The 26,875-nt window shown below is 44.7% G+C and carries 16 protein-coding genes; 11 read left to right on the top strand and 5 right to left on the bottom strand.

Annotated features, from left to right (window positions below; translation table 11 throughout):
* Positions 1-82 precede the first annotated feature (82 nt).
* A complete protein-coding gene (locus DYADSP32_RS11095; protein ID WP_149242668.1) occupies positions 83-1,273 on the top strand; it encodes a phosphoglycerate kinase in 1,191 nt (396 codons plus the stop codon).
* Positions 1,274-1,390: 117 nt separating this feature from the next.
* Here DYADSP32_RS11095 and DYADSP32_RS11090 read toward each other — a convergent pair whose 3' ends face one another.
* Entirely contained in the window at positions 1,391-3,847 is a 2,457-nt protein-coding gene (locus DYADSP32_RS11090) for an outer membrane beta-barrel family protein (protein WP_149242669.1), read from the bottom strand.
* Positions 3,848-4,353: 506 nt separating this feature from the next.
* Here DYADSP32_RS11090 and DYADSP32_RS11085 point away from each other — a divergent pair.
* Together DYADSP32_RS11085 and DYADSP32_RS11080 are read left to right on the top strand one after the other, a co-directional pair.
* Positions 4,354-5,814 (top strand): nicotinate phosphoribosyltransferase, encoded by a 1,461-nt coding sequence (locus DYADSP32_RS11085; protein WP_149242670.1) that lies wholly within the window; start codon positions 4,354-4,356, stop codon positions 5,812-5,814.
* Between the two features lie 39 nt (positions 5,815-5,853).
* The gene (locus DYADSP32_RS11080; protein ID WP_149242671.1) at positions 5,854-6,093 is read left to right on the top strand and encodes a DUF3820 family protein; all 240 of its coding nucleotides are present in this window, start codon (positions 5,854-5,856) and stop codon (positions 6,091-6,093) included.
* Between the two features lie 82 nt (positions 6,094-6,175).
* Here DYADSP32_RS11080 and DYADSP32_RS11075 read toward each other — a convergent pair whose 3' ends face one another.
* The 4 genes from DYADSP32_RS11075 to DYADSP32_RS11060 form a co-directional block, all read right to left on the bottom strand.
* A complete protein-coding gene (locus DYADSP32_RS11075) occupies positions 6,176-8,986 on the bottom strand; it encodes a M16 family metallopeptidase (protein ID WP_149242672.1) in 2,811 nt (936 codons plus the stop codon).
* 283 nt (positions 8,987-9,269) lie between these two features.
* Positions 9,270-10,457 carry an endonuclease/exonuclease/phosphatase family protein gene (locus tag DYADSP32_RS11070; protein WP_149242673.1) on the bottom strand — a complete coding sequence of 396 codons (1,188 nt, stop codon included), beginning with the start codon at positions 10,455-10,457 and terminating at the stop codon, positions 9,270-9,272.
* A 135-nt stretch (positions 10,458-10,592) separates the two neighbouring features.
* Positions 10,593-11,759 (bottom strand): molecular chaperone DnaJ, encoded by a 1,167-nt coding sequence (dnaJ, locus tag DYADSP32_RS11065; RefSeq protein ID WP_149242674.1) that lies wholly within the window; start codon positions 11,757-11,759, stop codon positions 10,593-10,595.
* A gap of 20 nt (positions 11,760-11,779) precedes the next feature.
* Positions 11,780-12,406, bottom strand: a complete 627-nt coding sequence (locus DYADSP32_RS11060) for a nucleotide exchange factor GrpE (protein ID WP_149242675.1) — start codon at positions 12,404-12,406, stop codon at positions 11,780-11,782.
* A gap of 113 nt (positions 12,407-12,519) precedes the next feature.
* On the opposite strand from DYADSP32_RS11060, the gene queG reads away from it, so the two are divergent.
* The 8 genes from queG (at position 12,520) to DYADSP32_RS11020 (ending at position 26,867) form a co-directional block, all read left to right on the top strand.
* Positions 12,520-13,461, top strand: a complete 942-nt coding sequence (gene queG / locus DYADSP32_RS11055; RefSeq protein WP_149242676.1) for a tRNA epoxyqueuosine(34) reductase QueG — start codon at positions 12,520-12,522, stop codon at positions 13,459-13,461.
* Positions 13,462-13,540: 79 nt separating this feature from the next.
* Positions 13,541-13,954: a DUF1761 domain-containing protein gene (locus DYADSP32_RS11050; protein WP_149242677.1), complete on the top strand. Its 414-nt coding sequence runs from the start codon at positions 13,541-13,543 to the stop codon at positions 13,952-13,954.
* A 750-nt stretch (positions 13,955-14,704) separates the two neighbouring features.
* Entirely contained in the window at positions 14,705-17,854 is a 3,150-nt protein-coding gene (locus tag DYADSP32_RS11045; protein WP_149242678.1) for a SusC/RagA family TonB-linked outer membrane protein, read from the top strand.
* Between the two features lie 18 nt (positions 17,855-17,872).
* The gene (locus DYADSP32_RS11040) at positions 17,873-19,456 is read left to right on the top strand and encodes a SusD/RagB family nutrient-binding outer membrane lipoprotein (protein WP_149242679.1); all 1,584 of its coding nucleotides are present in this window, start codon (positions 17,873-17,875) and stop codon (positions 19,454-19,456) included.
* A gap of 204 nt (positions 19,457-19,660) precedes the next feature.
* Positions 19,661-20,719, top strand: a complete 1,059-nt coding sequence (locus tag DYADSP32_RS11035) for an outer membrane beta-barrel protein (protein ID WP_149242680.1) — start codon at positions 19,661-19,663, stop codon at positions 20,717-20,719.
* A gap of 241 nt (positions 20,720-20,960) precedes the next feature.
* Entirely contained in the window at positions 20,961-21,830 is an 870-nt protein-coding gene (locus DYADSP32_RS11030) for a ThuA domain-containing protein (protein ID WP_149242681.1), read from the top strand.
* 47 nt (positions 21,831-21,877) lie between these two features.
* Positions 21,878-25,030, top strand: coding sequence for a PVC-type heme-binding CxxCH protein (locus DYADSP32_RS11025; RefSeq protein ID WP_149242682.1), 3,153 nt, complete (start codon positions 21,878-21,880; stop codon positions 25,028-25,030).
* Positions 25,031-25,166: 136 nt separating this feature from the next.
* Positions 25,167-26,867 (top strand): hypothetical protein, encoded by a 1,701-nt coding sequence (locus tag DYADSP32_RS11020; protein ID WP_149242683.1) that lies wholly within the window; start codon positions 25,167-25,169, stop codon positions 26,865-26,867.
* Positions 26,868-26,875: the final 8 nt, after the last annotated feature.

The following is a 26,875-nucleotide window of genomic DNA, read 5'->3' as shown; positions in this document are numbered from 1 at the left end:
TAAGCTCGGTTTTAGTCAAACGTAGTATTTAATAAAGAATTGGCTTACATTTGTTTTGAATGAAAAACAATATTATCTGCCCATGACTACATTAGATTCTTACAATTTTTCAGGTAAAAAAGCCTTGGTTCGTGTTGATTTCAACGTACCTCTCAATGATAAGTTCGAGATTACAGATGATACGCGAATTCGTGCGACGATCCCAACGATTAGTAAAATTCTCGGCGATGGCGGTTCTGTTATTCTGATGTCGCACCTGGGACGGCCTAAAGACGGCCCTACTGAAAAATATTCCCTGAAGCATCTTGTAAATCCGCTTTCGTTGATCCTGGGAAAAACAGTAAAGTTTGCTGATGATGCCATAGGAGAAAGTGCTGTGGAGCTTGCCGGATCACTCGAGCCCGGAGAAGTACTTTTGTTGGAAAATCTCCGCTTTTACAAAGAAGAAGAGAAAGGAAATGAAGAGTTTGCTGAGAAATTGTCGAAACTAGGAGATGTGTGGGTAATGGATGCCTTTGGAACGGCGCATCGGGCACATGCTTCGACAGCGGTGATAGGCAAATTTTTCAAAGATAAAGTGTCAGGTTATGTAATGCAGGCTGAGCTTGATAATGCGGAGAGGCTTCTTGAGCAATCGGAACGTCCTTTTACTGCCATTATGGGCGGAGCCAAGATTTCGGATAAAATACTGATTATAGAACGTCTGCTCGACAAAGTCGATAATTTGATAATTGGCGGCGGAATGTCTTATACATTTACCAAAGCTGCCGGAGGTAAAATTGGAAAATCGCTTCTGGAAGCTGACAAATTGGATCTCACGCTTGAATTGGTGGAAAAAGCCAAAGCGAAAGGAGTGAATTTGGTGTTACCTGTGGATACTGTTATTGCAGATAGATTTAGTAATGAGGCAGAAAAAGTAACGGTACCTGCTGGGCAAATCCCGGACGATTGGGAAGGTCTGGACATTGGTCCTGAATCGGTCAAACTATTTTCTGAAATTATCGCTTCTTCGAAAACCATTCTTTGGAATGGTCCGATGGGCGTATTTGAATTCCCCAACTTTGCCATCGGAACCGATGCCATTGCGAAGGCTGTTGTAGCTGCTACGGAGGATAACGATGCATTCTCGTTGATCGGGGGTGGTGATTCGGCCTCCGCTGTAAACAATGCCGGTTATGGTGATCGCGTGAGCTACGTCTCCACAGGAGGAGGCGCATTACTGGAATACATGGAAGGAAAAGTTCTTCCGGGTGTTGCAGCGCTGGAAGCCTGAAATTTATCAGAATAGAATTCAAATAAGAAATCCATCACGCCAGCTGCGTGATGGATTTTCTGCATTATTAACCTAACTAATTTATGAATAAGGCCTCGTTTGGCCGAAATTCCAGCATTAACTTCCGCCTTTTGCCCGTTGCTGAAGATCATCCGATCCAGTGTTGCGCTGACGGGCGCCTTTTACATTCTGATTGCCAAAGCGGTAGGAAACAGAAACTCTCAATTGACGGCTTGGCCACTGCGCCCTGACCCTGAAATCAATGTCTTTGTAAAGAGCGGTACCCCTAAACCGGTTGGTCCAGAATATGTCGTCCACATTGACCCGCAGCGTAAGTTTTTTGTCAAGAAGGGTTTTTTGTATTCCTGCATTGACCATACCCATGGGTTTTGCTGCGTAAAGGCCGTAAAATGCGCGGCTGTTGTACCAGCCTGAAACCTCAGCCGACCATCCTTTCTTGAGCGTCAACTGATTGGCCAGGTACATGTTCCAGGAAGCCTGCTTGATTTCGAGATTTTGCTCCAGGTAAAACGATTTATAATGGTTGTACACACCTGTGAAATTTGATTGTACGTTCCACCACTTTGTGACTGGTATAGGAAGCGAAATCGTAAGACTCAGATTATCCTGATTGTCGAGGTTGTCTGATGTTACAAATGTTTTGTTTTCAGAAGCGATCTGCTGCGGTAGTTCGTCGGCGATCATATCTTTGATCCGACTATATGCAAAAGTGGTGCTAAGGAAGCTTTTGTAGACGTGCACCAACTGGAATGAATTGGTATATTGTGGTTTGAGATTTGGATTCCCTTTCTGGAAGGTGTAGGGATCCAGATAAAACTCAAACGGATTCAGCGACTGATAGTTGGGGCGGTCTATCCGGCGGCTGTATGAAAGGTTAATGACGTTGTTGGTATCCAGCTGGTTGGAGACGAATATGCTAGGGAACAAATTGAGGTAGTTGCGGTCCTTTACCTGATTGAGTGTGATCGAATTTCCAACCGAATGGGTGTGTTCACCACGGAGACCAAGCTGATATTTCACTTTTTTGTTGAGTTTTCCATTGTAATTGAGATAGGCAGCATTGACGTTTTCCGTGTATTTGAATCGATTGGATCTTGATGGATCCAGAATCCACTCGTCCTGCTTTGTTTCGAACACCATGTTGTTGTCGGACGTAACGTAGCTCGATTTTACGCCTGTTTCAAATTTACCTTTCCATAAGGGTTGGGCGAAGTCCACCTTTGCAACGACAATGTCTATTTGCGAAGGCATAAAGTTTCTTACTATTTCCGGAGCGCCATCCTGCTCACCGTTGGGTTTTGCATACCGGGTGTCCAGATTGCTATTCTTCTTCCCATTATAATTTACATAATCAGCATCAAAGGTTATCTCTTTGCCTTGATCGTTAAATTCATGTTTGAGGTTTACATTCACGCTTCCGTTTTGTATTTTACCTCCGTTGAAAAGATTGGTTCTGAACGTTCTTTCCAACTGTTGGTCCTGATTTAAAATCCTGGTATTGGTTTGCCCGAATGGATTATTCCAATTATTGTAAAATCCGGAAGCCAGAATTCCAATAGTTGTTTTATCCGTTGCGTAATAATCTACCCCTGCTCTCAGATTGTAGTACTGTGACTGATTGGTGCGCTCGGTTTTCTGATCGAAAATGGTTACCCGATCTTCATAAGGGATCTTGCGGTATATTTGGTTATTATTAAAACCTTTATTCAAAAAGCTGCCACCATTGATAAATGTATTGAACTTGCCTTCGCGGTGATTCAAAGTGATACCGGCATTTCCACGGCCGTAACGGGCATACCCCGCACCTACGTTTACGTTTCCATTGGTGCCGTAGTTCTTATTCTTTTTCATCTTAATGTTGATGATACCTGAGTTGCCGGAGGCATCATATTTGGCCGATGGATTGGTGATGAGCTCAATCTTCTCAATATTATCGCTAGGCGTGTTTCTTAGTAGCGTCATGAGCTCCTGCTGCGACAGGAAGGTTTGTTTGCCATCAATTTGAACGATTACGCCTTCCTTGCCCCGGAGTTTGAGCTGGTTGTTTTGTTGATCTACCACCACACCGGGAGCTCGTTCAAGCACTTCCAGTGCAGTGGCACCCGATGCAACGATACTGTTTTCAACATTGACAACGGTTCGATCGATCTGCTGTTCAATAAATGGTTTTTTTGCCACGACGGTCACTTCGTTCAGGGAAGTCTCATCGGGTTTCAGTTGGATAGCAGGTAGCGTTACCGGCGTGGTAGCCACCGTAAAGATCTTACTGTATGCCTTTTTGAAACCTACCATTGAAACAAGCGTTACATACTTACCCGGATCAACTTGTTCAAATTTGAATTTTCCCAGGTCATCAGCTGCTAATCCTTTGATCAGCGTGGAATCTGCGGGGTTCAACAGAAGAATATTTACGAAGGGGAGGGGCCGTTGTTTTTCATCCAGGACAGCTCCCGACACAGAGGACCCAGGTCCGGCCGATGCCGAAAGGTTTTGCGCAGGCAAATAAGTAACACACAGCAGCAAGGCTGCGGTCAGGCAAATAAAAAATTTCATGGCTAATAGATTTATTGTTGAAGACAACCTTATTCAGCTTCATTATATACCGTTGTTGTCTCCGATGCTTCAAATATAGGTACCATGTATAACATAGAACCTTTTATTACATAAGTGGTAGATTTTTAATTTGAATGGAAGTGTGGAGTTCTGTTGAATCATAGATGCATGTGTTGATGCATTCGTTGCATTCTGTGTGATTTTTTTTCTTATCAAATAGGGGTAAAGACGGGAGAGGTGCAGGATTCAGTGTAAATCCGTGGATGGCCTTAAATTGAACCTTGAGATGTGTGGAATGGTAGAACCCATTGTTTGTCAATGGACCCAGGGCACTTTGGACGGATGGGGTGCGACCCCAGCAGCTGCCGAGCGGCCCGGTCTTAGCGGGTTCCCGGTTATTTCAAACTTGGGCTTATTTGCTTTTTAAATACAAACAATAAAAATTCCTGGGTAGAAATATCCGGGAATTTTTATTAAATCGGTATTCAATTATACCCGGAATAAAAATGATAAACCGATTATATGATACTTCTTTGGGATTGTTAACCGATCTGTATCAGCTTACCATGGCTTATGGGTATTGGAAGGCAGGTAAGGCTGAGCAGGAAGCCGTTTTTAACCTTTATTTCAGGAAACATCCGTTTCAGGGAGGTTACACGGTTGCTTGTGGACTTAGTAGTGTTATCGATTATCTGATGGAATACCGGTTCGATGAAAGCGATCTGGAATATGTAGCTTCCCTGAGTGGAAGCGATGGGAAACCCTTATTTGAGAACGGTTTTCTGGAGTATCTCCGTTCCATGGAATTAAAGTGCAGTGTTCATGCTGTACCAGAAGGCACTGTTGTATTTCCCAATGAACCCCTTCTGAGGGTTCAGGGCCCCATACTGCAATGTCAACTGTTGGAAACTCCCCTGCTAAACCTGATTAATTTTCAGTCGCTGGTAGCCACAAAAGCTTCACGTATGCGACTTGCTGCCCAGGATGACGTGTTGCTTGAGTTTGGCCTCAGGAGAGCGCAGGGGCCGGATGGCGGGATGACCGCAAGCAGATCAGCCTACATTGGAGGTGCTGATGCTACTTCTAACGTGCTGGCCGGTAAGCTTTACGGTATTCCGGTGAAAGGCACCCATGCGCACAGCTGGGTGATGTCCTTTGATAGCGAGCTGGAATCGTTTGAGACTTATGCACAGTTTATGCCAAACAATGTAACGTTGCTCGTGGATACGTACGATTCCCTTGGCGGTGTTGAGAATGCCATTAGGGTGGGTCTGAAGCTACGTGAAAGGGGATATGATTTAACCGGCATCCGGCTTGATTCGGGTGATCTGGCTTATCTGAGTATGGAGGCCCGAAAGCTGCTTGACGAAGCGGGATTTGAAAAAACCAGCATTGTTGCCAGTAACGATCTGGATGAATACATTATGGGCAGCTTGAAAATTCAGGGGGCAAGGATCAACGTGTGGGGAATAGGAACAAAGCTTGTAACTGCCTTTGATCAGCCGGCGCTAGGCGGAGTGTTTAAGTTGGCTGCCATTAAGAATGATGCTGGTGAGTGGGACTACAAGCTAAAATTATCCGAGCAGGCAATTAAAATATCGACTCCTGGAATTCAGCAGGTCCGCCGTTTCAAGGACGCGAAAGGTTTTGTTTCCGACATGATCTATAATATTGAGTCGCCTATCAACGAGCCGGTGACAATGGTCGATCCCTATGATTTTACCCGGAATCGTTCGTTCTCTGAAACCATGGAGTATGAGGACCTGTTGGTGCCTGTGTTTTCTATGGGTCACCTGGTATATGCGCTGCCTTCTATTCACGAAACACGCAGACGTGTTCAGGACCAGCTGGCCCAATTTCATAAAGGCATCAAACGGTTTGTCAATCCGCATACCTATCCAGTGGGCCTGGAGAAGCAGTTGTTTGATTTGAAAACGGAGTTGATTATGAAGCTGAGGGCGCGTTAAGACGCTGATGGGATGTATTTACAGAAGATGATTCACTGAATGAAAGAAATACCACAACCAAACACAGAAATTCTCAGGGAGCTGATCGGGTACCGTATGCCTTTTGGTAAATACAAAAACTGGCTCATTATAGACTTGCCGGTTTCTTATCTGGAATGGTTTGAACGGGAAGGCCTACCGCCGGGTAAGTTGGGTATGATGCTCAGTACAATGTATGAAATCCGGTTAAACGACCTGATGTTTCTGATTGACGGATTAAAGAAAATTTATCCAAAATAATATATAACCTGAAGAAATTGACCCAAGGCACATGCCCTGGGTCAATGTAAATTGTTATAAGTGTTTCGCCGGGGCTGATGTCTTATTTCTTCTCCGGCATCAGCACACCTTTGATGTAATTGTCATCGTTGAAATATTTGTTTGCGGCAGCTTTTGTGCTTGCCACGGTTATTGATTTAAGCAACTCATCCTGCCTGAAAACTTCTTCCAGATCGTCACCCAAAAACGTGTTTTCATCGAGGTAGTCGAGCCAAAAATTGTTGGTTTTGAGCGCTGTTTCCATTTTACGGTTTGTTTCAGCCACAAATTTCTCGATATCTTTCGGATCGGCTCCGTTTTGTTTGATTTTATCCACTTCCTCTTTTACCCGTTTTACAAGTTTATCCACATTCTCAGGTGCACACCCAAATCCAATACTGAATTTGTAATGTCCTGTTGGGAATTTGTCGGTGCTTTCCGACACGCCAACACCGTACACCCCACTCTCTTCTTCGCGAAGTGCTTCAATGAGCTTGATTTGCAGAACTTCCTGCAAAGCTTCTATCTGGATGTTGTTTTCAGGACTATACTCGTATTCTCCGCTTGAAATAAGAGATACACGGCTTTTGGGTTCCAGACCCTTGTAGACTGTTTTTTCGATACGTCCTTTGGGCGGGTAAATATTCGGATGCTTAAACGTGTCATCGCGATCCGTGGAGGGCAAACCACCCAGGTATTTTTCAAGCAAGGGCTTGATTTCTTCAATTTTGAATGCTCCCACAAATGTGAAAACAAAATCAGAAGCATCGGCAAATCGGTTTTTGTATATTTCTATGGCACGATCCAGGCTAACCTTGTCGATACTCTCCGGAGTAAGCGGCCGGCGTAGCGGGTTATTGCTGGTTAGCACTGCATTCATGGTATCCGAAAACACTTTTTCAGGTGTAAGGGTCTTCCGAATGTTTTCGAGATAAGCTTTTTGATTGGCAAGGACACCTGCCACTACGGCTTCGTCTTTACGTGGTTCAGTAAAATAGGCATACAGAAGCTGTAATGTTGTTTCCAGGTCTTTTGGATTGGTACTACCTCCAACACCTTCGGTAAGCTCATTCAGGAATGGCCCTCCGTTCACGGTTTTGCCCGCCAGGAATTTTTGCAGCTGGGTTTGATTATATGGTCCCACGCCACCCGACTGGATCAGGTAGCTTGCAAACATACCCGTTTCACGTTCGTCCGGGAAAAGGGAATAACCGCCTTTTCCGGTGGCTTTCAGTAAGATCTGATCGTTCTTGAAGTCGGTCGGCTTTAGCATCACCTTTACGCCATTGGATAAGGTAAGCTCGGTCATGCCGAGTTTTGGGAAAGCTTTTTCGCTTACCACTTTTCCACCCTTGGGTTCAGTTTTCAGAAGAGGTGAATCCAATACATCGTCTACATAAGCAACCACATCTTTGCCTGTTTCAGCCAGCATCGTTCGGATCTTTTGTTCGGTGATCAGGGCGTCTTTACTTTTTTCGGGGCCCATCACCACCACCGCACGGTTTTTATCCGTAATGTATTTTTTTGCCAAAGCGTTGATTTCACTCAGTGAAACGCCATCAATATTTTTCTTTACCAGGTTGTAGTAAGCTTCTATGCCCATAAAGGGTTTTTGGTGAAGAAAGTGATCCAGGTATTCTTGAACATGATTGGCCGATTTGGTTTTATCTTTTTCTTTAAAATACTGCTCCATGGCGTTGACGAAATCCTTTTTCGCCCTATCGAGCTCGGCTTGAGTAAACCCAAATCTTTGCACCCTTGCGTTTTCTTCCAGTAAGGCCTTTAAAGCCATTTCCATGGATCCTGCATCTTTGGCAAGGGCAACAGAGGTATATGAATCCAGATTGCCGAGGAAGTCCCCGTATTCGCTGCCTCCATACAGGAATGGCGGATTCGCTTTCTGCGTAAGTTCCTGCATACGTTGCCCCATCATCGAATTGTAAAGCTGCTTGCCAATGTTGTTACGCACATCCTGAAGCGTCTTTTCTTTGCTGCCAGGTTGCTTGTAAATCAGCTGTATTACGTTCTGAGGATATTCAGGATCGGTGACGATGGCAATGTTGGTTGACCCGTCTAACGGAATGGTGTATTCGATTCGTTTTTTTTGCTTAACGGCAACCGGGACCGAGCTGAATTTCTGAATTATTGTGGCTTCGACTTTTGCCACATCAAAATCACCCACAGCAATAACCGCCATCAGGTCGGGGCGATACCAATCCTTATAAAAAGCTTTGATCGTCTCCGGTTTGAATGATTTCAGGATACTATCCTTTCCAATCGGCAACCGTTCCGAATAGCGTGAATTGTTCAGGATCATCTTAAAGTATTTGTCCCGCATCCGCTGCTGTGCGCCGCGTCCCATGCGGGATTCTTCCAATACCACACCTCTTTCCTTCTCGATTTCGGCAGGGTCCAGCAAAGCCCCGTGTGCCCAGTCTTCCAGCACCTGAAGTCCTTTATCCAGCAGCCCGGCCGAGTCGGTCGGAATGGGGAGCATGTATACGGTTTCATCAAAACCAGTATAGGCATTCAAATCTGCTCCAAATCGCACCCCGGTTTTTTGAAGGAAATTCACCAGCTCGTTTTTGGGGAAGTTGGTTGTGCCGTTGAAGTTCATGTGTTCCATGAAGTGAGCAAGTCCTTGCTGCGCATCTGTTTCAAGCACGGATCCTGCTTTTACCGCCAGCCTTAGTTCAGCCCTGTTTTTAGGCTCCTGATTTTTCTTGATGTAATAAGTGATTCCGTTTTTTAACTTTCCCATTTTAACGCTGGGATCCAACGGTACTTTTTGTTTGGAAAGGTCTTGTGCCGACAGAGAAGATGAAATACATAATCCGAGTCCGATGAAGCACGTAGCTAAAAAGGTACTTTTCATTGTTCCTAGTTTAAGTTGATAAATTGGCGGAAAGGCGAAAGTTATATTTTATGATTGCTATTGCAAAGAAGTTGATCAAATGTTTTATAAAAAGCGTTCGTAAACCCTTAATGGAGTGGCTTTTGACGCTAAGTAACCATGCTTTGGAAATAGCAATAAGATGAGTAGGTGAGGAGATACAGGAATGTGAATTGATCTACACACTTGCTATTCGTTTCGTGGAGCTTTGCATAGGACAGTTATGCTTATTGTTAAAGAAAGGAGTTAAGCTTTAAGAATATTTTCATTTTCTTAATTTTCCTTTTACCCATACCAGCCTGTGGTCAGAGCTTGCTTCCCTTCTTTCAACCAACTCACTCATAGGCTCACCGGCTGCCGGCCAAAATACACCGCTGTCCATCATGTCGAATCCAAATTTTGAAGGCAATACGTAATCCGCTCTCATGCGCCAGAAAGCCGTATGGTTTTTGGCATTCAGATTGTTGGGAGAATGTGCGGCACCTCCTCTGCTTTCAGGTATAGTCGCCGCGTTGATATTTGGATGTGCCAGCAACGACCTGATTCCTTCCGCACGTGCATCACCTTCTACAGGAGATGCATTCTGATCCCCAAGAATTACAAAGGGGATATGAGGGGTTAAAGCCCCGGATTTCCCCTTGTCGTCAATAATGTAAGCCCCGGCACTTCCACTGATATAATCTTTCCAGAAGCGGATCTCGTCGTGATTGCGCCTTCCATTCCGGTCCTCTGGCCCGTCGAAAGTGGGTGGGGTGGGGTGACTTGCCAAAACACGTATGGTTTGGCCCGAAACCAGCACCGGCACATCCCAGTGGGATTTGGATGATAAAGGAAACTGAGCCCATGCTTCGGCTGAATACCAGTCGCTCCCATCCGCTTTTAGCGGTTTCAACGCTCCCGGCATATCTTTCCACTTGAAGTTTTGGAATGTCCTTACGTTTTTTGTATCAATGGGATATTTGGACAGGAGAAGCATTCCATATTGCCCGGGATACATACCAAATCCCCAGGCATCGTTTCCAAATCGCTCCGATTTCCCATCATTGTTCAAATCATACGGGCTGGGCTGGCCGGTATTTACAGGTGCATAATGATAGAAGGGGTAGTCAATTGCCTGCGCTGTTCCCTGGCCGATGTTTAAGTAGTTTTTAATAAAAGCCCTAACGCCCTGATCCGGATTTTGGATATAGTCAAACTCATTGAGCAGGATGATGTCCGGTCTTACGGTCTGTATGATCCTGGCGATATTTCTGATCTGAACGTTATTTCCTGAATCGAGCTGGTTGATCAGTATCTGCTCCGAATTTCCTTTGGTTCCTCTCGGAACATAATTTTCCGCCTCCATACTTACATTGTAAGTAGCAATCGTAAGTCCGACTGGGTTGGGCGTGTTAGGTTGGGACAAAAGGGATTCGGAGGAAAACATGGCCAGGATAAAAAATATTTTTTTCATAGAAGTTGCTTTGTTGATCTCACGAAGGTAAGGATATTGTCAGTATGCTAAATAACCGGCTTGCTCATTCCAAGTCAATAAAAAAGCTGTCACGTACAGTGACAGCTTTTTTAAATTTAAAACGGGCAGTGCCCGTCAATGAAAGAAGTCTTTCATTTTATCGAAAAATCCTTTTTCATTCTTTCCGGGTTTTGGCTGGAAATTAGGCGAATGGCGAAGAGATTCCAAGGTTTCGCGCTCGTCTGACGACAGTTGCTGAGGCGTCCATACATTGATATGAACCAGTTGATCTCCTTTCCCGTAACCATTCAGGTCCTTGATCCCTTTTCCTTTCAGTCGTAGAATTTTGCCAGCCTGTGTACCGGGCTCCACAGTAATTCGTGCTTTGCCATCGATCGTCGGGATTTCGGTTGAGGTTCCCAATGCGGCGTCTACAAAGCTCAGGTGCATGTCAAAGACAATGTTGTTACCATCTCTCTTCAATTGTGCATCTTCTTCTTCTTCAATCACAATGAGCAAATCGCCGGCAACTCCGCCACGGGAGGGAACATTTCCCTTGCCCGACATAGAAAGCTGCATGCCTTCGGCAACTCCGCCGGGTATATTCAGCGTGATGAGATCATCCTGCAATAAACGACCTTCGCCAGCGCAGGAATCGCAACGCTCACTGATGATCTTGCCATCGCCGTTACAGGTTGGACACGTGCTGGTGGATACCATCTGTCCGAGCATGGTACTCACCACTTTACGAACCTGGCCCGTACCGTTACATGAACCGCAGTTGGTAAGCGCGGTACCATGCCTGGCTCCGTTACCACCACAGGTAGTGCAGCTTACATGCCGTTTTACTTTTATTTTTTTCTCTACGCCGTTGGCTACTTCTTCGAGATTGAGTTTTAGCTTGATTCTCAAATCAGAACCCTTGCGCACACGGCGTCCGTTGCCACCACCCTGCCGACCGAAAATGTCTCCGAATGGGCTGCTGTCTCCACCAAAAATATCCCCGAACTGGGAGAAAATGTCGTCCATGGAAAAACCTCCTCCGCCATAACCGCCTCCACCGCCAGCAGCTCCACCCACACCCGCATGGCCAAATTGATCGTAGCGCTGACGCTTAGAATCGTCGCTCAAAACGCTGTAAGCTTCCGCGGCTTCTTTAAACTTATCTTCGGCAGTAGGATCATCCGGATTTTTATCAGGGTGAAACTTTATCGCCAGCTTGCGATAAGCCTTTTTTATATCATCAGCCGTAGCGCCACGCTCCACGCCAAGTATCTCGTAAAAATCTCTTTTCTTTGCCATTTTGTTGTTTCGATAGTATTTTACGCGCCGACGATCACCTTTGCGTACCGGAGTACCTTATCGTTGAGATAATAACCTTTTTCTATTTCGTCTATCACTTTTCCTTTGAGATCGTCAGATGGGGCCGGAAATTGTGCAATTGATTCGTGAATCTCTACATCAAAAGCTTCTCCTTTCGAAATCATCGGTTTGAGGCCTTTGGATTCCAGGGTTTTGTAAAGCTTTGTGTAAATAAGATCAACACCTTCCTTCAGCGCTTCAATTTCGGTTGAAGAGTCAAAGGAAACTTTGGCTCTTTCAAAGTCATCCACAATGGGCAAGATCGATTTTACCATGTCCGCACTTGCTCCCGAAATCATTTCAAGCTTCTCTTTGGCCGTTCTCCTGCGGAAGTTTTCGAAATCGGCGTAAAGGCGAAGATACTTATCTTTCAATTCGGCAACTTCCGATTTATATCCCTCAATCGGATCTTTTTCTTCGGATACGTCTCCCATTGCTGGGCTTGTGGCTGTGTCCTCTGGATTTTCAGAATTCGAGACATCAATATTACCTTCACTTTCCTTTTTGTCAGTGTCAACGGTGGAGTTTACCTCGTTCATTTCGTTCATGTTGTCTTGATCTATGTTGGAATCCGTATTTTTAGGCATAGTTTTCCTGTAATGTTATCACTTTTTAATCGTTCATATAGTGTTAAATTACTTTGCCAGCAGCAAAAATACTGACAAGATGGCATTTATAATCCTTTTTCTACATTTGCCCTATGACAACAGATGATCTGATCCGGCAGGAGCGTAGCAACCTTATCAAGCGGCGGGCCCAGGAGGTGGGTTTCGACTTTTGTGGCATTTCGAGGGCCGAGTTTCTGGAGCAGGAAGCCCCTCGTCTGGAAAAATGGCTTGCGCTGAATCACCACGGGCAAATGAGCTATATGGCCAACCATTTCGATATGCGACTTGATCCCGGGAAACTTGTTGAGGGTGCCCGTTCTGTTATTTCCGTGCTACTCAATTACTACCCTGCCAAAACATTGCCTGAAAGTAGAGATGATATTAAAATTTCCAAATACGCGTACGGAAAGGATTATCATTTTGTTTTGAAGGAAAAGCTTCAAGCTTTAATGGAAGCCATCAGTGCCGAAATAGGCGAGGTAAATGGGCGCATATTTGTCGATTCGGCTCCGGTGATGGACAAAGTATGGGCGGCTCGAAGTGGTTTGGGCTGGGTGGGCAGGCATTCTAATTTACTGAATCGGGACATGGGTAGTTTCTTTTTTATCGGGGAGATTATCTGCGATCTGGATCTTGCACACGACGGCCCTGTGAAAGATTATTGTGGCACCTGTACCAAATGCCTGGACGCCTGTCCAACGGATGCCATCATTGAACCGTACGTGGTGGATGGGAGCAAATGTGTCAGCTACTATACTATAGAGTTGAAAGAGGCTATTCCGGAGGAGGCCCGGGGGAAATTTGAAAACTGGATCTTTGGCTGCGATATCTGCCAGGATGTTTGTCCGTGGAATCGTTTTGCCAAACCCAATACTACCTCAGCGTTTTCGTTATCAACCGGGTTGGAGGAGTTTACGAAGCGTGATTGGGAGGAAATTACGGAGGAGGTATTTGCTGAATTGTTTAGAAAATCCCCACTTAAAAGAACCAAATACGCGGGTTTGAAACGAAATATTGAATTCATTAAACCTTAAATCGGAAAGCTAAATACGCTCAAACGTATTATATTTGATAGGCGTAAATGCTTCTGATGACCAGGTAAAATTCTTTTTTATGAGAAAACAATCTGTCAATCTTTGGGCCGTACTGGTATGTGTCGTATTAGGACAAGTCGTCCCTGCGCTTTGGTATACAATCTTTTCCGACTCCTGGATGCTTTTAAATGGATTTACGGAAGAGCAGATTAAATCAGGAACAAGCCCGGCACCATACCTGGCAAGTATCGTATCTTCTTCATTTATGGCCTACACAGTGGGCTGGATATTCACCCGGATCCCCGTCAAGTCGCTGCCCAGCGGATTTCTTACGGGTTTGCTGTTTGGGATAGTTTTCGTGCTCTGTGAAACGATCGTAAAAGATATGTTCTCCATGAGACCATTGATGCTTTCATTCATTGATGGCGGTGTAAGTGTAATCGTGTATACTATAACAGGAAGTATACTGGGCGCCTGGCGAAAATACGAGTAGTTGTTTTCAGAAAGCCACATTGGTACGTCCTTCTAAAACGATGGGTTTAGGGGGTGGGCGAATCTCAAAAAAAGTCAATTTGTCTGTTGCACTACATACGTTGTTCCGGGCGGTGCTGGTGAACGTATGGAGCTGCACGAACCTCTTGATTTTTAACAACCTCCATTAGTAGATTTTAAGTTGATCTGATGCGCTCATCGCAGCGGGTTAAAGTAGAAGGTGATTCCGAAGTATAATGCGTGTTCGAGAACGAATGCCAATTTATAATTGGTAGGATACGGTAGTGAATGTCCGGACTAATATTTTGCCTTAAAACCATACGGCCATTTTTTTAACTGAAATAGGGTTCTATCGCGTTATTTAATGCTTTGCATATTAAATAATATGAAATATTTGGACTGTATTATTAAAAATAATTAAATTTCAGAAAAAATAGCAAAAACCCAATTTTGTAACACGTTAAAACATCCGAAATAACCTGATCAGGATCTGGCAATGCCTTTGAATCTGTTTTGGGATGTTACCTCGTATTTGAAAAAGCTTGAAAGTCTAACGCAAAGGAACAATCCGTTGTGCACGTCGTCTGTGAAATGTAGCAGAATTGGCTACTCACTGGCAACAGGATCGTCTCATCTGCTGATTTCGAAGTGGGCAAAGTCAAATACAGGCGGGTTTGAGCTGAAGCAGCATTGCCGTTATGTTTCACTTTTTAATTATTTTACCTAATTAAACCTAAATTCAATTACAAGTATGAAAAAACAATTACAAGCATCATTCCAAAGCCTGAGTAATAAGGGCTGGAGGCTTATCCCCTTGCTTTTGGCAGGGGCCTTCGTTGTGCCGCCGATCTACGCCAACAATGGTGGCAGCACAATTTTGGTCAGTAGTGACAGAGAGAAATCCGGCGCAGTAAAAATACGCAAAGCAGCACAAGAGGTATCAGGTACTGTAAAGGATGGCAAAGGCGTTCCTATTCCCGGGGCTAATATTCTGGTGAAAGGGTCTAACGTGGGTACAAGCACCACAGCAGATGGTGTCTTCAGCATCAACGTACCGAATGAAAATGCGGTGTTGGTTGTTTCCACGATCGGATATTTGACCAAAGAGGTTGCGGTGGGCAGTCAAAGGACCATCGACGTGGTACTTGTTGAAGATGTGAACCAGTTGGGTGAAGTAGTCGTAACGGCTCTTGGTATTCAGAGAGACAAAAAAGCCCTGACTTACGCAACGCAACAGATTGGTGGCGAAGAGTTGCGGCGTGCTGCTAACACCAACTTTGTGGATGCACTTAATGGCAAGGCAGCGGGTATTGATATTAAAGTGAGTAGTTCAGGTGCAGGTGGCTCTACCCGGGCCGTCCTCAGAGGAAATAAATCGTTGCAAGGCTCCAGTGAAGCGCTTTATGTGATCGATGGTATTCCTATGGTGAACAACAAGCGTGGGCAACCAGGCTCTTATGGTGGTACGGATGGTGGAGATGGTCTTTCTGCTATTAACCCCAATGATATCGAAAGTATCAGTGTATTGAGAGGGGCAAATGCTTCAATTCTTTACGGTAGTCAGGGTGCCAATGGGGTAATCCTGGTCACCACCAAAAAAGGTAAAGAAGGTAAGGTGTCTGTTGACGTCAACTCAAGTGCTGTTATTGAGCAGGTGTCCGGTCTTCCCGAATTTCAGTATCGCTACGGAACCGTCGGCGGAGATTACAGCTGGACCCCTAAAGGAACCGCGGTTGTAAAATCCGACAATTACCAGAAGGGGTATATTGAAGATTTCTTCCAGGCGGGTGCAACGTATAACAACTCGGTAGCAATTACTGGCGGCAACAACAAAACAAGTGTTTATTTTTCCTATGCAAACGTTGCTTCGACAGGGGTACTGCCAACCAACACCTACACGAAGAATAACTTTTCGTTCAGACAAAGCACCAAGCTTTTGAATGACAAGATTACTATTAGTTCTGGTGTAATTTTATCTGCCGAAACATCTAAAAACCGTCCAGGTGCTGGTTATTACAACAACCCGCTTACCGGTTTGTACTTGTTCGGAAGGGATCGCGATTTCAACAGCTTCAAAGAAAAATATTCTGTGCTGAACGTTGATAGGAATATGGACAAAATGAACTGGTATTCGACAGAAGAGAAGCAGAATAACCCTTATTGGGAAATAAACAAGAACTCGAAACTGCAAACTTACAAGCGTCTGATTGCCAATGTGAAACTCTCTTATGATATTGTGGAGAACCTTAAATTTGACGTAAGAGCGAACATCGATTATAACAATGTTCTGGATGACAAGCGATATGCTGCAGGAGGAAACTCTGTAAGCGTTAGCCCGAACGGTACCTGGTCTTACACCAAATACAATGATCAGGCCATCTACGCTGATGGTATTTTGAGTTATAATAAAACTTTAGGCGATTTTAGCCTGAACGCGCTGGCGGGTCTTAGCTATCAGAAAAACATTTACAGTGATGGAATGAGTGTAGGCAATGGTACAGTCGCTCTGCAATATCCTAACTTGTTTACTTTTGCGAACATGCCGTACAATGTTGTGTTCAATCAATCGATTAACAAAACAATCAAGCAAGGCGCATTTGCTAACGTATCTCTTGGATTTAAGGACTTTTTGTTCCTGGATCTGGCAGGACGTAATGACTGGGCTTCTACTCTGGCCCTTACTGGTAACCAGTCTTACTTCTATCCTTCAATTGGAGGTTCTGCGGTCATCAGCCAGATGCTTGATTTACCTCAGGTTATTTCTTTCCTTAAAGTGAGGGCTTCGTTTTCGCAAACCGCAAATGAAGTACCCTACAATGTTGTGAATCCCTGGAATAGTATCGGCGGTGCGGGTGGACCTACAGGCATAGGTGGTATCAACAGAAACACACAAGTTCCTTTTACCAACCTGAAACCTGAAAAAATCGTTGCCAATGAGTATGGACTTGAAGCCAAGTTCTTCAAAGGACGCCTGGGTGCTGATTTTACCTATTACAATGGTATAAGTACCAACCAGTTTCTATCACTTGCGGCACCTTCAGGGTCAGGCTTTACTACTTATTTTGTGAATGCGGGAAGGATCGAAAACAGTGGATTTGAGTTCACCCTAAATGCGGAACCTTTCCGTACAGATCATTTCAGCTGGAATACCTCATTAAATGCTTCGCAAAACAAAAACAAAATTGTAGAATTGATCGCGTCCAATCCTAACTATCAGGTAGGTGGTGACGATGAGGGTTTTGCATCAATCATTAAAGCTGGCGGATCCTTCAATGATGTATACATTTTCAAATTTGCGAGAAACGCTGCCGGTCAGATTATTCTGGACAAAAATGGTGTAACTACCAAAGCAGCCACTCAGGAAAAGGTGGGTAACGTAAATCCAAAACTCCTGTTGGGATGGAGCAACAATTTCAACTATCGCAATTTCTTCGCCAGCGTGCTGGTTAACGGTAAATTCGGTGGTGTTGCTTTCTCTAAAACAGAGGCATTCCTGGATTCTTACGGCGTGAGTGAAAGAACAGCTGCGGCAAGGGATGCAGGAAGTATTGCTATCAATGCAGTGACCCCTGAGGGAACAGCGGTTACGTCCATAGATCCATATACCTACTACTCAGCCATTGGTGACCGGAACAAGATCATGGAACCTTACGTGTTCTCAAGAACTAACGTGAGATTAGGACAGTTTGTTTTGGGCTATACTTTCAAAACGAAAAGTGCAAACCCGGTGTTTAAAGATGCCTCCGTGTCCTTTGTGGGCAGGAACTTGTTCTTCTTCTACAAAAAGGCACCTTTCGATCCAGAACAGGCAATGACCACCAACAATGCTATGCAGTCGACCGACGTGTTTGGCCTGCCATCTACTAGATCTTATGGTTTAAACCTGAAGTTTACATTCTAAAACTTTAAAAATATTAACATGAAACGAATACTTATTGCATTGGTATCATCGATTGCGTTTCTGGCGTGTACCGAAAACTTTGTAGAAACAAACCAGAATCCAAATCAAATTTCGGATGAGCTATTAAAGCAGGATTTTAATCTCGTAGGCTCTCCTTTTTCTAACATGATCTTCAATCTTAACGGTCACCAGATCGAAGAGGATCTATGTGCCGACAACTGGATGGGTTACATGGGTACCCCTACCGACTTTGTAGGTAATGTGAATAATACCACTTATTATATTCGCTGGAACTCATTTTGGGGCAGGCAATATGGTAGCATCATGTCGCCGGCAAAACAAGTGGTGCAGCTTGCTAAAGACAACAATTTGCCATTGTTTGCTACATGGGCTAAGTTGATACGCGTTTTGTCCATGTCTAAATTAACTGCGGTACATGGCCCGGTTATCTATTCTCAGTACGGTACAACCGCCAATTCGATTCTTTATGACAAAGAGTCGGATCTGTATCCGCTTTTCTTTAAGCAGCTTGATTCTATTCAAACGGATTTTGCAGCCAATAAAACTTACACAGGGTTTAAGAAATTTGACCCGACATTATATGGTGGTAGTATTCCTCAATGGCAAAAAGTGGTAAATTCTTTGCGTCTGAGATTGGCTATGCGCATTTCAAAAGTGGATCCGGCTCAGGCGAAAACTCAGGGAGAAAAAGCTTTGAGCGATCCTGCTGGGTTGATCACCACCAATGCCGATAACTTTGTCAATTCCTTGAATGGAAATAAAATTCCCGTGGCTCAAATTTGCTATGAGTGGGATGATACCCGTATGGGAGCCGTAATGGAATCGTTTTTGATTGGCTTGAACGATGGACGGATTTCTAAATACTTCGCTCCTATGGCGTCTTCCAGTGCAGCATTGTATGCGGATCACCCCACGATGCCTTATAAAGGTGTTCGGAACGGTGCTTACATTAAGGCCAAAGCGGATCACGTGCCTTTCTCAAAAGTGAACGAAAGTTTCCAGACGGTTCAGACCAGAAGGAATTTCACTGCAGCTGAGGTAGCTTTTCTTAAAGCAGAAGCAGGGCTTAGAGGCTGGGCAGGAGCAGGCGATCCTAAGGCAAATTATGAGGAAGGTATTAAATTATCTTTTGCAGATTGGGGTGCAGGCGGTGTGGATGCATATCTTCTTGACAAAACAAGCAAGCCAATTAACTATGTCGACCCTATTGATGCCCGTAATAATTTTACGTCCTCTTCTACTGTCACTGTGGCCTGGAATGAGACCGACTCGAATGAAATGAAGCTAGAGAAGATCATTACTCAAAAGTACCTGAATACTTTCACCAATACGTTGGAAGCTTGGGTAGATTTCAGGAGAACGGGGTATCCTAAAATACCGACTGTGGCTAAAAATGACAGCAATGCAGATTGGGGTGTTATTCCGGCGAATGAATGGATCAAAAGAATGCCATTTATAAATGGAGAAAGAACTGGTAATACCGCTGCTGTTACAGACGCGGTGACTAAAATGGGTGCAGGAGCAAAAGATGATATTGCTACTCGTCTATGGTGGGATACAGGTAAGGCTGTTAACTTCTGATAGATCATTATCAGTTTTGCAAAATCGGGATGGCAGACTGCCATCCCGATTTTTTTTAGGGAATTTTATTGATAAAACAAAAACTTGGCTTGAGGTTTGTTGGAGTATGGCTGGTTCTTGCTAAGGTTGTCAATTCTCTTGTTATCTTTGACACTGGTTATAAGTTGATACAGTCGCGAACATGCTGAGCATTATTCGGTTGAAATGAACAAATCTTTCTCTCTTTTACTTTTCCTGTTCATTTTAAATGGCTTCGTGTTAAAAGCCCAGGATTTGATTGTTTCTATTGAGGGTGATTCTCTGAACTGTACCGTCATGACTCAAAATCTGAAGTATGTTTCATTCTTTTATAAAGATGGCGGGGAGTTGGTCACGCGCGAGTTGCCAAGGAATTTGTTCAAATCCGTCATTGTAGGTTTTTATAAATCAGCTGCCAAACAAGCGGCTGAGCCCGTATCCAAAGGAGGCATTTCGATTCTACGCGAAGAAAACAAAGCCAACGCTATCGATCAGGTTAACCCTGCACAACCTGCTGAATCTGTATTGGCTATTCCGGAGAAATTCGGGGAGATTGTATCAGCCACGAATGTGGAAGCAGAGGCGAAACCGGAAAAGCCCGACTCGGTCAATGTTGGTTCAGAAGGGAGTTCCCAGCCGATTAAAAGGGTGGTTAATCAGGACTCGGTTTCTATTCAGCCTAAATGGCAATTTGGTTTCAGAGGTGGTTATGCCAACCGCCTCTTTAAAACAGGAAACAAATTCAGTCCGGGTGTTACGAAGTATTTGAAAGAGTTGAAATCCGGCTATTCGATCGGTGCCAGTGCTGGCTACTTTTTTTGGGAAAATGTAAACCTTGGCCTGGTGACTGATCTCTACGGAAGCGCCGCCACTATGCAGGATGATAGTCGGAATGATGCGGTGCGTATCAAATATATCGGGCCCCAGGTTTCGCATCGCAGGGTTTTAAGTTCAGGTAATGGAGCAGTTTACACAGGATTTTCTGTTGGTTACCAGGGCTTTTCCAACAAGGGCCAGGAGGCTGGTAAAAATTTCTCGCTGACCGGGAGGTCAATGGGGTGGGGGGCTAACGTGGGATTCGACTACAAAATAAGTCCTCGTGCTTCTCTGAGTCTTGGCGCTGCCTGTCTGTTTGGTACCTTGTATAAAATGACAGATATTAATAAGGAAACGATAAAGCTCACCAAGGATAATTTTGAGGATTTGTCAAGGATTGCACTGACCGTCGGTCTGCGGTTTTATTGATTGAGTTAAAACAGTACTTACATCGTGTTCCGTTTCATTCCACCGTATTTTCGTAATATACCGGGAGGAAGTAAGGGATAAGTTGGATTTAATAGTCCTGATAGAGGAGTTTTTGTACGAAAGTTGCTTGTAGTTATTGACACATCAGGAGGGATTTGATCTTTTTTAAATACCAGCGAGCATTCTGTCCTGTTTCGTTATCCAGTTCCTGAATGAACCAACCAATTCAAGTTATCCAATTATGTTAAAAAGATTCTGCTACAGCTGTTTCCTATCGATTTTAATCATTTGCATTGCGGGTCTTCCCTATGCATATGCGCAATCTGAAAATTCTAAAAAACCTCTGGTTGTCTTTGTTACTGGAGACCATGAGTATAGTGGTGAGCAAACCTTGCCAATCATCGCTGCCGAACTGGAAAAGAATTACGGGATGAGGACAGTGGTGCTGAAGGCGGCGCCTGATCACAACTCCGAAAAGAATATTCCTGGATTGGAAATCCTCAAAGACGCTGACCTCGCCGTGTTCTATCTGAGGTGGAGGCAACTGCCAGCAGATCAGCTGGCACATATCGAAGCCTATCTCAAAACGGGCAAGCCGGTGATGGGCTTCCGCACGACTACCCATGCATTTAATTTCCCTAAGGGCCACGAGAGTGAAAAATGGAATGCATTTGGCGAATTTGCGCTCAACTCACCTCCCGGCTGGGGTGGCAAAGCGGCTCACACGCATTACGGACACAAAAGCAGTACGGATGTGACAATTATTCCCGGGGCAGCTAAAAACCCGATCCTGACAGGCGTGGCCCGGTCATTTCATGCGCGGTCCTGGTTGTATCGGGTACTGCCCGATTATCCAGTTAAAGGCTCGGAGTGGTTGTTGATGGGTAAATCGGTAGATCCTGATAAGGCTGCCATTGAGAATCCCGTAGCCTGGACAGGTAAAAATTCATTTGGAGGTAAAGTTTTCATGACAACCCTGGGACACCCCGAGGATTTTCGTGTGGAGTCCTTTCAGCGACTGGTGATTAATGCCATTCACTGGGAATTGGGTAAAAAAATACCGAAAAAATGGAAGGGCAAAATGGATATTCAAGTGCCCTATCGGGAGTAGAGCTATTTTCAGGAAGCAATCAAAGATAATTTACTAAACCCATCATAATGAAAATTAAAGGATTCTTTATCGTAGTCGGAATACTAGTCGCCGGTTTCAGCGCTTTACAGTTTATTCCGCCAGCCACTTTGAAAGTTGAAAACAATTCCCACATTGCCCTAATCGGCAATAACCTGGGATCCCGCATGATGCATTATGGTCTGTTCGAGACCGAAATGCAGGTTCGTTACCCTCAGAGTTCTCTGTTTATTCGGAATATGTGTGATGGTGGCGATACGCCTGGTTTTCGTCCACATGCCAGCAGAAACCTGCCCTGGGCATTTCCGGGAGCTGAAAAATTTCAAACGGAATATGCCAAGAATTCTAATAGTGAGGGGCATTTCGATTCGCCGGACCAGTGGCTCACCCGACTCAAAACGGATGTAATTATTGCTTTTTTTGGCTATAATGAATCGTTCCAGGGCAAAGCTGGGCTCGAAAATTACAAAGCCGAACTGGATGCTTTTATCAAATATACACTGAGTCAGAAATACAACGGCACCAGTGCCCCGCAGCTGGCTATTGTGTCACCGATTGCCTTTGAGGATTTGTCGGGTAAGTTTGATTTGCCGAATGGAAAAAAGGAAAATGAAAATATTGCACTGTACACGCAGGGCATGAAAGAGGTTGCGGAAAAAAACAAGGTGCTTTTTGTAGACGCATTTACGCCTTCAAAAAAATGGTATGAGTCGACGAAAGAGGATTTAACAATAGATGGGTCTCAGCTAAATGAAGCAGGTTATAAAAGGCTGGCTTTATTGCTGACCGATAACATTTTTGGTAAAGCAGAGGCGTTGGCAGAATCGAGAAGAGCTCTCATACACGATGCCGTCATGGAGAAAAACTGGATGTGGCACAATGATTACAAAATCCCAAACGGTGTGCACGTGTATGGTCGGAGGTATAATCCGTTCGGGCAGGATAATTACCCAGCTGAAATTGAGAAAATCCGTCAGATGACCGATATCCGGGATAAAGCCATTTGGCTGGCTGCCTCCAAAGGTGAAAAATTTGACCTCGCTGCCGCCGACAAGAATACCAAACCACTGCCACAGGTAAAAACCAATTTCAACCCTGAAAAAAACGGAAGTCTCACTTATTTATACGGCCAGGATGCGCTAGGCAAACTTAAAGCGGCCAATGGTTTTAAAATAGAGCTTTTTGCTTCGGAAGAGCAGTTTCCTGACCTTGCCAAGCCTATGCAAATGTCGTTTGATAATAAAGGGAGATTATGGGTTGCAACCATGCCCACCTATCCACATTGGAAAGCCGGAGACCCTAAGCCCAATGATAAAATTATCATTCTGGAAGATACAGATGGCGATAATAAAGCCGACAAGCAGACTGTTTTTGCCGATCATTTACATATTCCTATCGGATTTGAACTAGCCCCTGAGGGTGTTTACCTGTCTGCCGGGACCAATTTTATCCTGCTCAAAGATACCAATGGCGACGACAAAGCCGACTCAAGGGAAATTTTATTGAGCGGTTTTGATGATCATGATACGCATCACAACAGTCATGCTTACACCGTGGATCCGTCGGGTGCAATTTACTCTGGAGAAGGCGTGTTTTTGCATACCAATGTCGAAACTTCTTATGGCCCTGTAAGAGCCACCAATGGGGGTTTTTACAGGTACTCGCCGCAGCTCAGAAAGCTGGAACGTACTGCCCAGCTATCAATTCCTAATCCCTGGGGAATTGCATTTGACGAGTGGGGCCAGCCCTTCTTTGCCGAAACCTCAAGTCCTGATGTGCGCTGGATGTTACCGGGAACTGTTTTGCCAAGATATGGTGAAGCCACACACAAGTCGTTCCAGTTAATCGAAAAAGAACATCTCGTTCGTCCTACATCCGGTCTTGAATTTGTGTACAGCAGGCATTTCCCGGAAGAAATGCAGGGCGATTTTTTAATCAATAATACCATTGGATTTTTGGGGACCAAGGATCACACACTTACTGATGACGGAACGGGATACAAAAGTAAATGGCGTAAGGATCTGGTCGTAAGTGAAGACCGGAATTTCCGCCCTGTTGATCTTGAATTTGCTCCGGACGGATCCTTGTACGTAATCGACTGGCACAACATTCTGATCGGCCACATGCAGCATAATGCCCGTGATCCCTTGCGCGATCACTCGCACGGAAGGGTGTACAGGATTACCTATCCCTCAAGACCTCTCGTAGTTCCTGCAAAAGTGGCAGGTGCAAGCATTGATGTGCTTCTGGATAACCTTAAATTACCTGAGTACCGTACTCGTTACAGAACGCGTCGCGAACTACGTGGACGTGATGTGAAGGAGGTTTTGGCAAAAGTAACCAAGTGGACTGCCGGACTGGACAAAAACGACCCCAGGTACGAGCATCATTTACTGGAGGGACTGTGGGTAACCTGGGGACTCAACAAAGTGGATCAAAAACTTTTAAGGCAATTACTGAAAGCGAAAGACTACCATGTGAGAGCGGCTGCGGTGGAGGTGGTTCGCTACACTGGGCATCAGGTAGCCGATCAGGCCAATCTGCTTATGCAGGCTGTTCAGGATGAAAACAGCCGGGTTCGCCTGGTTGCAATTACTGCCGCATCCTGGTTGCCGAAGGAGAAAGGGTTGCCAATTCTGGCAGAAGCGAAGAAGAAACCTTTGGACGATTGGATGATCAATGCATACGATGCTGCAGTTGCCCATATCAGTGGGTTGCCGGTTAAAAAGGAAAAGGAAGCGGTGACGAAGTCGGTTTTGAAAGGTAAGGAACTGGAGCTTTTCAATCTGGGTAAAGAGATTTACATGAAGGAAGGTTATTGCACCACTTGCCATCAGCCCGACGGTAAGGGATTGACATCATCGGGTTTTCCTCCACTCACCAATACCAAATGGGTTACAGGAAGCGAAGAACGACTAATTAAGGTTGTCTTGAATGGCCTCCTTGGGCCAATTGAGGTGGATGGTAAAAAATACCCGGGACAGGTTCCTATGACCCCCTTTGCCGGGATGCTCAATGACAACGAAGTGGCGGCCGTATTAACATATATTCGGAATTCATTCGGTAACCAGGCGCCTGCTGTAAGTGCCGATAAGGTGAAAATGGTGAGGGCAGCCAGTAAGTCGCATGAAGGATTTTATTCGCCTACACAGCTTTTGAAGGCACATCCTTTGGAGAAATAGATAGCGCGAGAGTAAAACAAATCCTTAGTGATCAGAATAGCGGGTTTTGCCCGCTATTTTTGTTTAAAGGTAAGGCAAAGTTAACCGCTGGAGCGAAATATTGAGGTGAGATAAGAATCATTTGTAAATTTGTTTTTTGAACAATAATGCTAATCCATTTGAAGGGTCAGCCACCAAAGTACAATTACCAGGCATGTCGAAATCAGGGAAGTCAGTTGCTTTAACTATAATTTTATTAATACCCGTCTTTATATATCTTGTTTATTCTTTCCAGTATTCCGGAACGCTCTTTCGGGCCGATGACTTTCATTTGCTTAAAACAGTTCTTTGGATGCAGGACGTGGATAGTCCGGTGGAGAAGTTTAGGTTGCTGATCCAGCAACACAATGAGCACCGCATCATCGTTCCAAGGCTGATCACATGGTTGGATTATAAAATAGAGGGCTCTATTCACTGGCGCACATTAATTATTCTGGGTAATGTATTATGGGTCGCCGTTCTCTGGTTTTTTTGGAAGGGGTTTCAAAGTAAGGGGCTTCCCCTGTGGATGTTTCTGCCGGTGCCGTTTATTTTATTACATCCACAGTACCACGATAATGTGACCTGGGCCATTAGCATACTTCAGCAGTCAGTGATCATTTTTTGGTTTGGTCTGCTTTGCTATTTGCTTTCAAAGAAGATATTTGGCTGGGCTTTGCTGGTGGCAATTGTGGCAACTTTTACACATGGCAATGGAATTTTCAGTTTCGTCATTGGAATCATTTTTCTGTCCCTTGACCGTAACTGGAAGGGTGTAACGCGATGGACTATCGCATTGGTACTGGTTGCAACGGTGTATTTCTGGGGTTTTACCAAAGGGCAAAATGCTGATTTTCGCGAAAGTCTTTCAGATCCGGTTCGGCTGGTAATGTCTTTCTTTGCACTGTTCGGATCGCTTGCCGCGATCAAATTTTTCAATCCGAATTATTCGGCTTTGTTCGGTCTTTTTTTTGTAGTTGTTTTGGGTTATTATCTTCTACCAAAACTTGTTTCCCACTTTCGAGGTCAGCGGGGGCTGCTGTTTTTTGATAAGTTGCTTTTGGGTAATGTGTTTTTTCTGGGGATCACCGCAGCGTTGATAAGCATCTCACGAAGCTGGAGTGGTATTGAGAATGTAATTAGCCCAAGATATCAGCACTATTCTTCATTTGTAGCGTGTTGGGTTTACATCGTGCTACTTATCATTTTTACCGGATCTGCCCGAAAGATATTTGCCACGCTGACCATTGGCGCTGCATTGTTGTTCAACGGAATGAGTTATTTTATCTATAATAATGAGGTGAGTTTTCGGCAACAATGGCTTATAGCGGATACCGAAAACTGGCGCAACCATCATACGTTTTTATACTACGCCCGGAGATTTAATGAGAACATACGGGAACCATACACAGAAGCTGTGGCCAAGGGTATCTGTGAGCTTGGTCCGAGGGTACTGGCTGCTCCGGCCGGGGGTGAACGTTCTGATAGGAACGTCAGGTTGTCCATATCCCGCACTATGATCGAAGAGAAGGATGCTTCCGGGACATTTCCCAGAGAGAATCTGATTATTTCGAATGACGAAATAGCCGGGAAATCGTACCTATACCTGGTAAACGCTACAGAAAAAGGATATTGGGTTCCAACGGCTAATCTGCGTACAAGTTTGTGGACTTTACTTACGTCGCAGCAGGCGGACCGGCCGGGCTTCACGACCATGTTTATGACGGAAAACCTGCCACCGGGAGAATACAGGATAGGTTTGCTGAATGGAGATAAATTCTTCTGGACTACCAGTGTGATCAACATCAAAGGGAATTAAAAATGGCA

The sequence above is a fragment of the Dyadobacter sp. 32 genome, assembly GCF_902506755.1.
GTDB lineage: Bacteria > Bacteroidota > Bacteroidia > Cytophagales > Spirosomataceae > Dyadobacter.
Note: the sequence above shows the minus strand (reverse complement) of the source record. Positions and strands in the feature narration are given on the sequence as shown.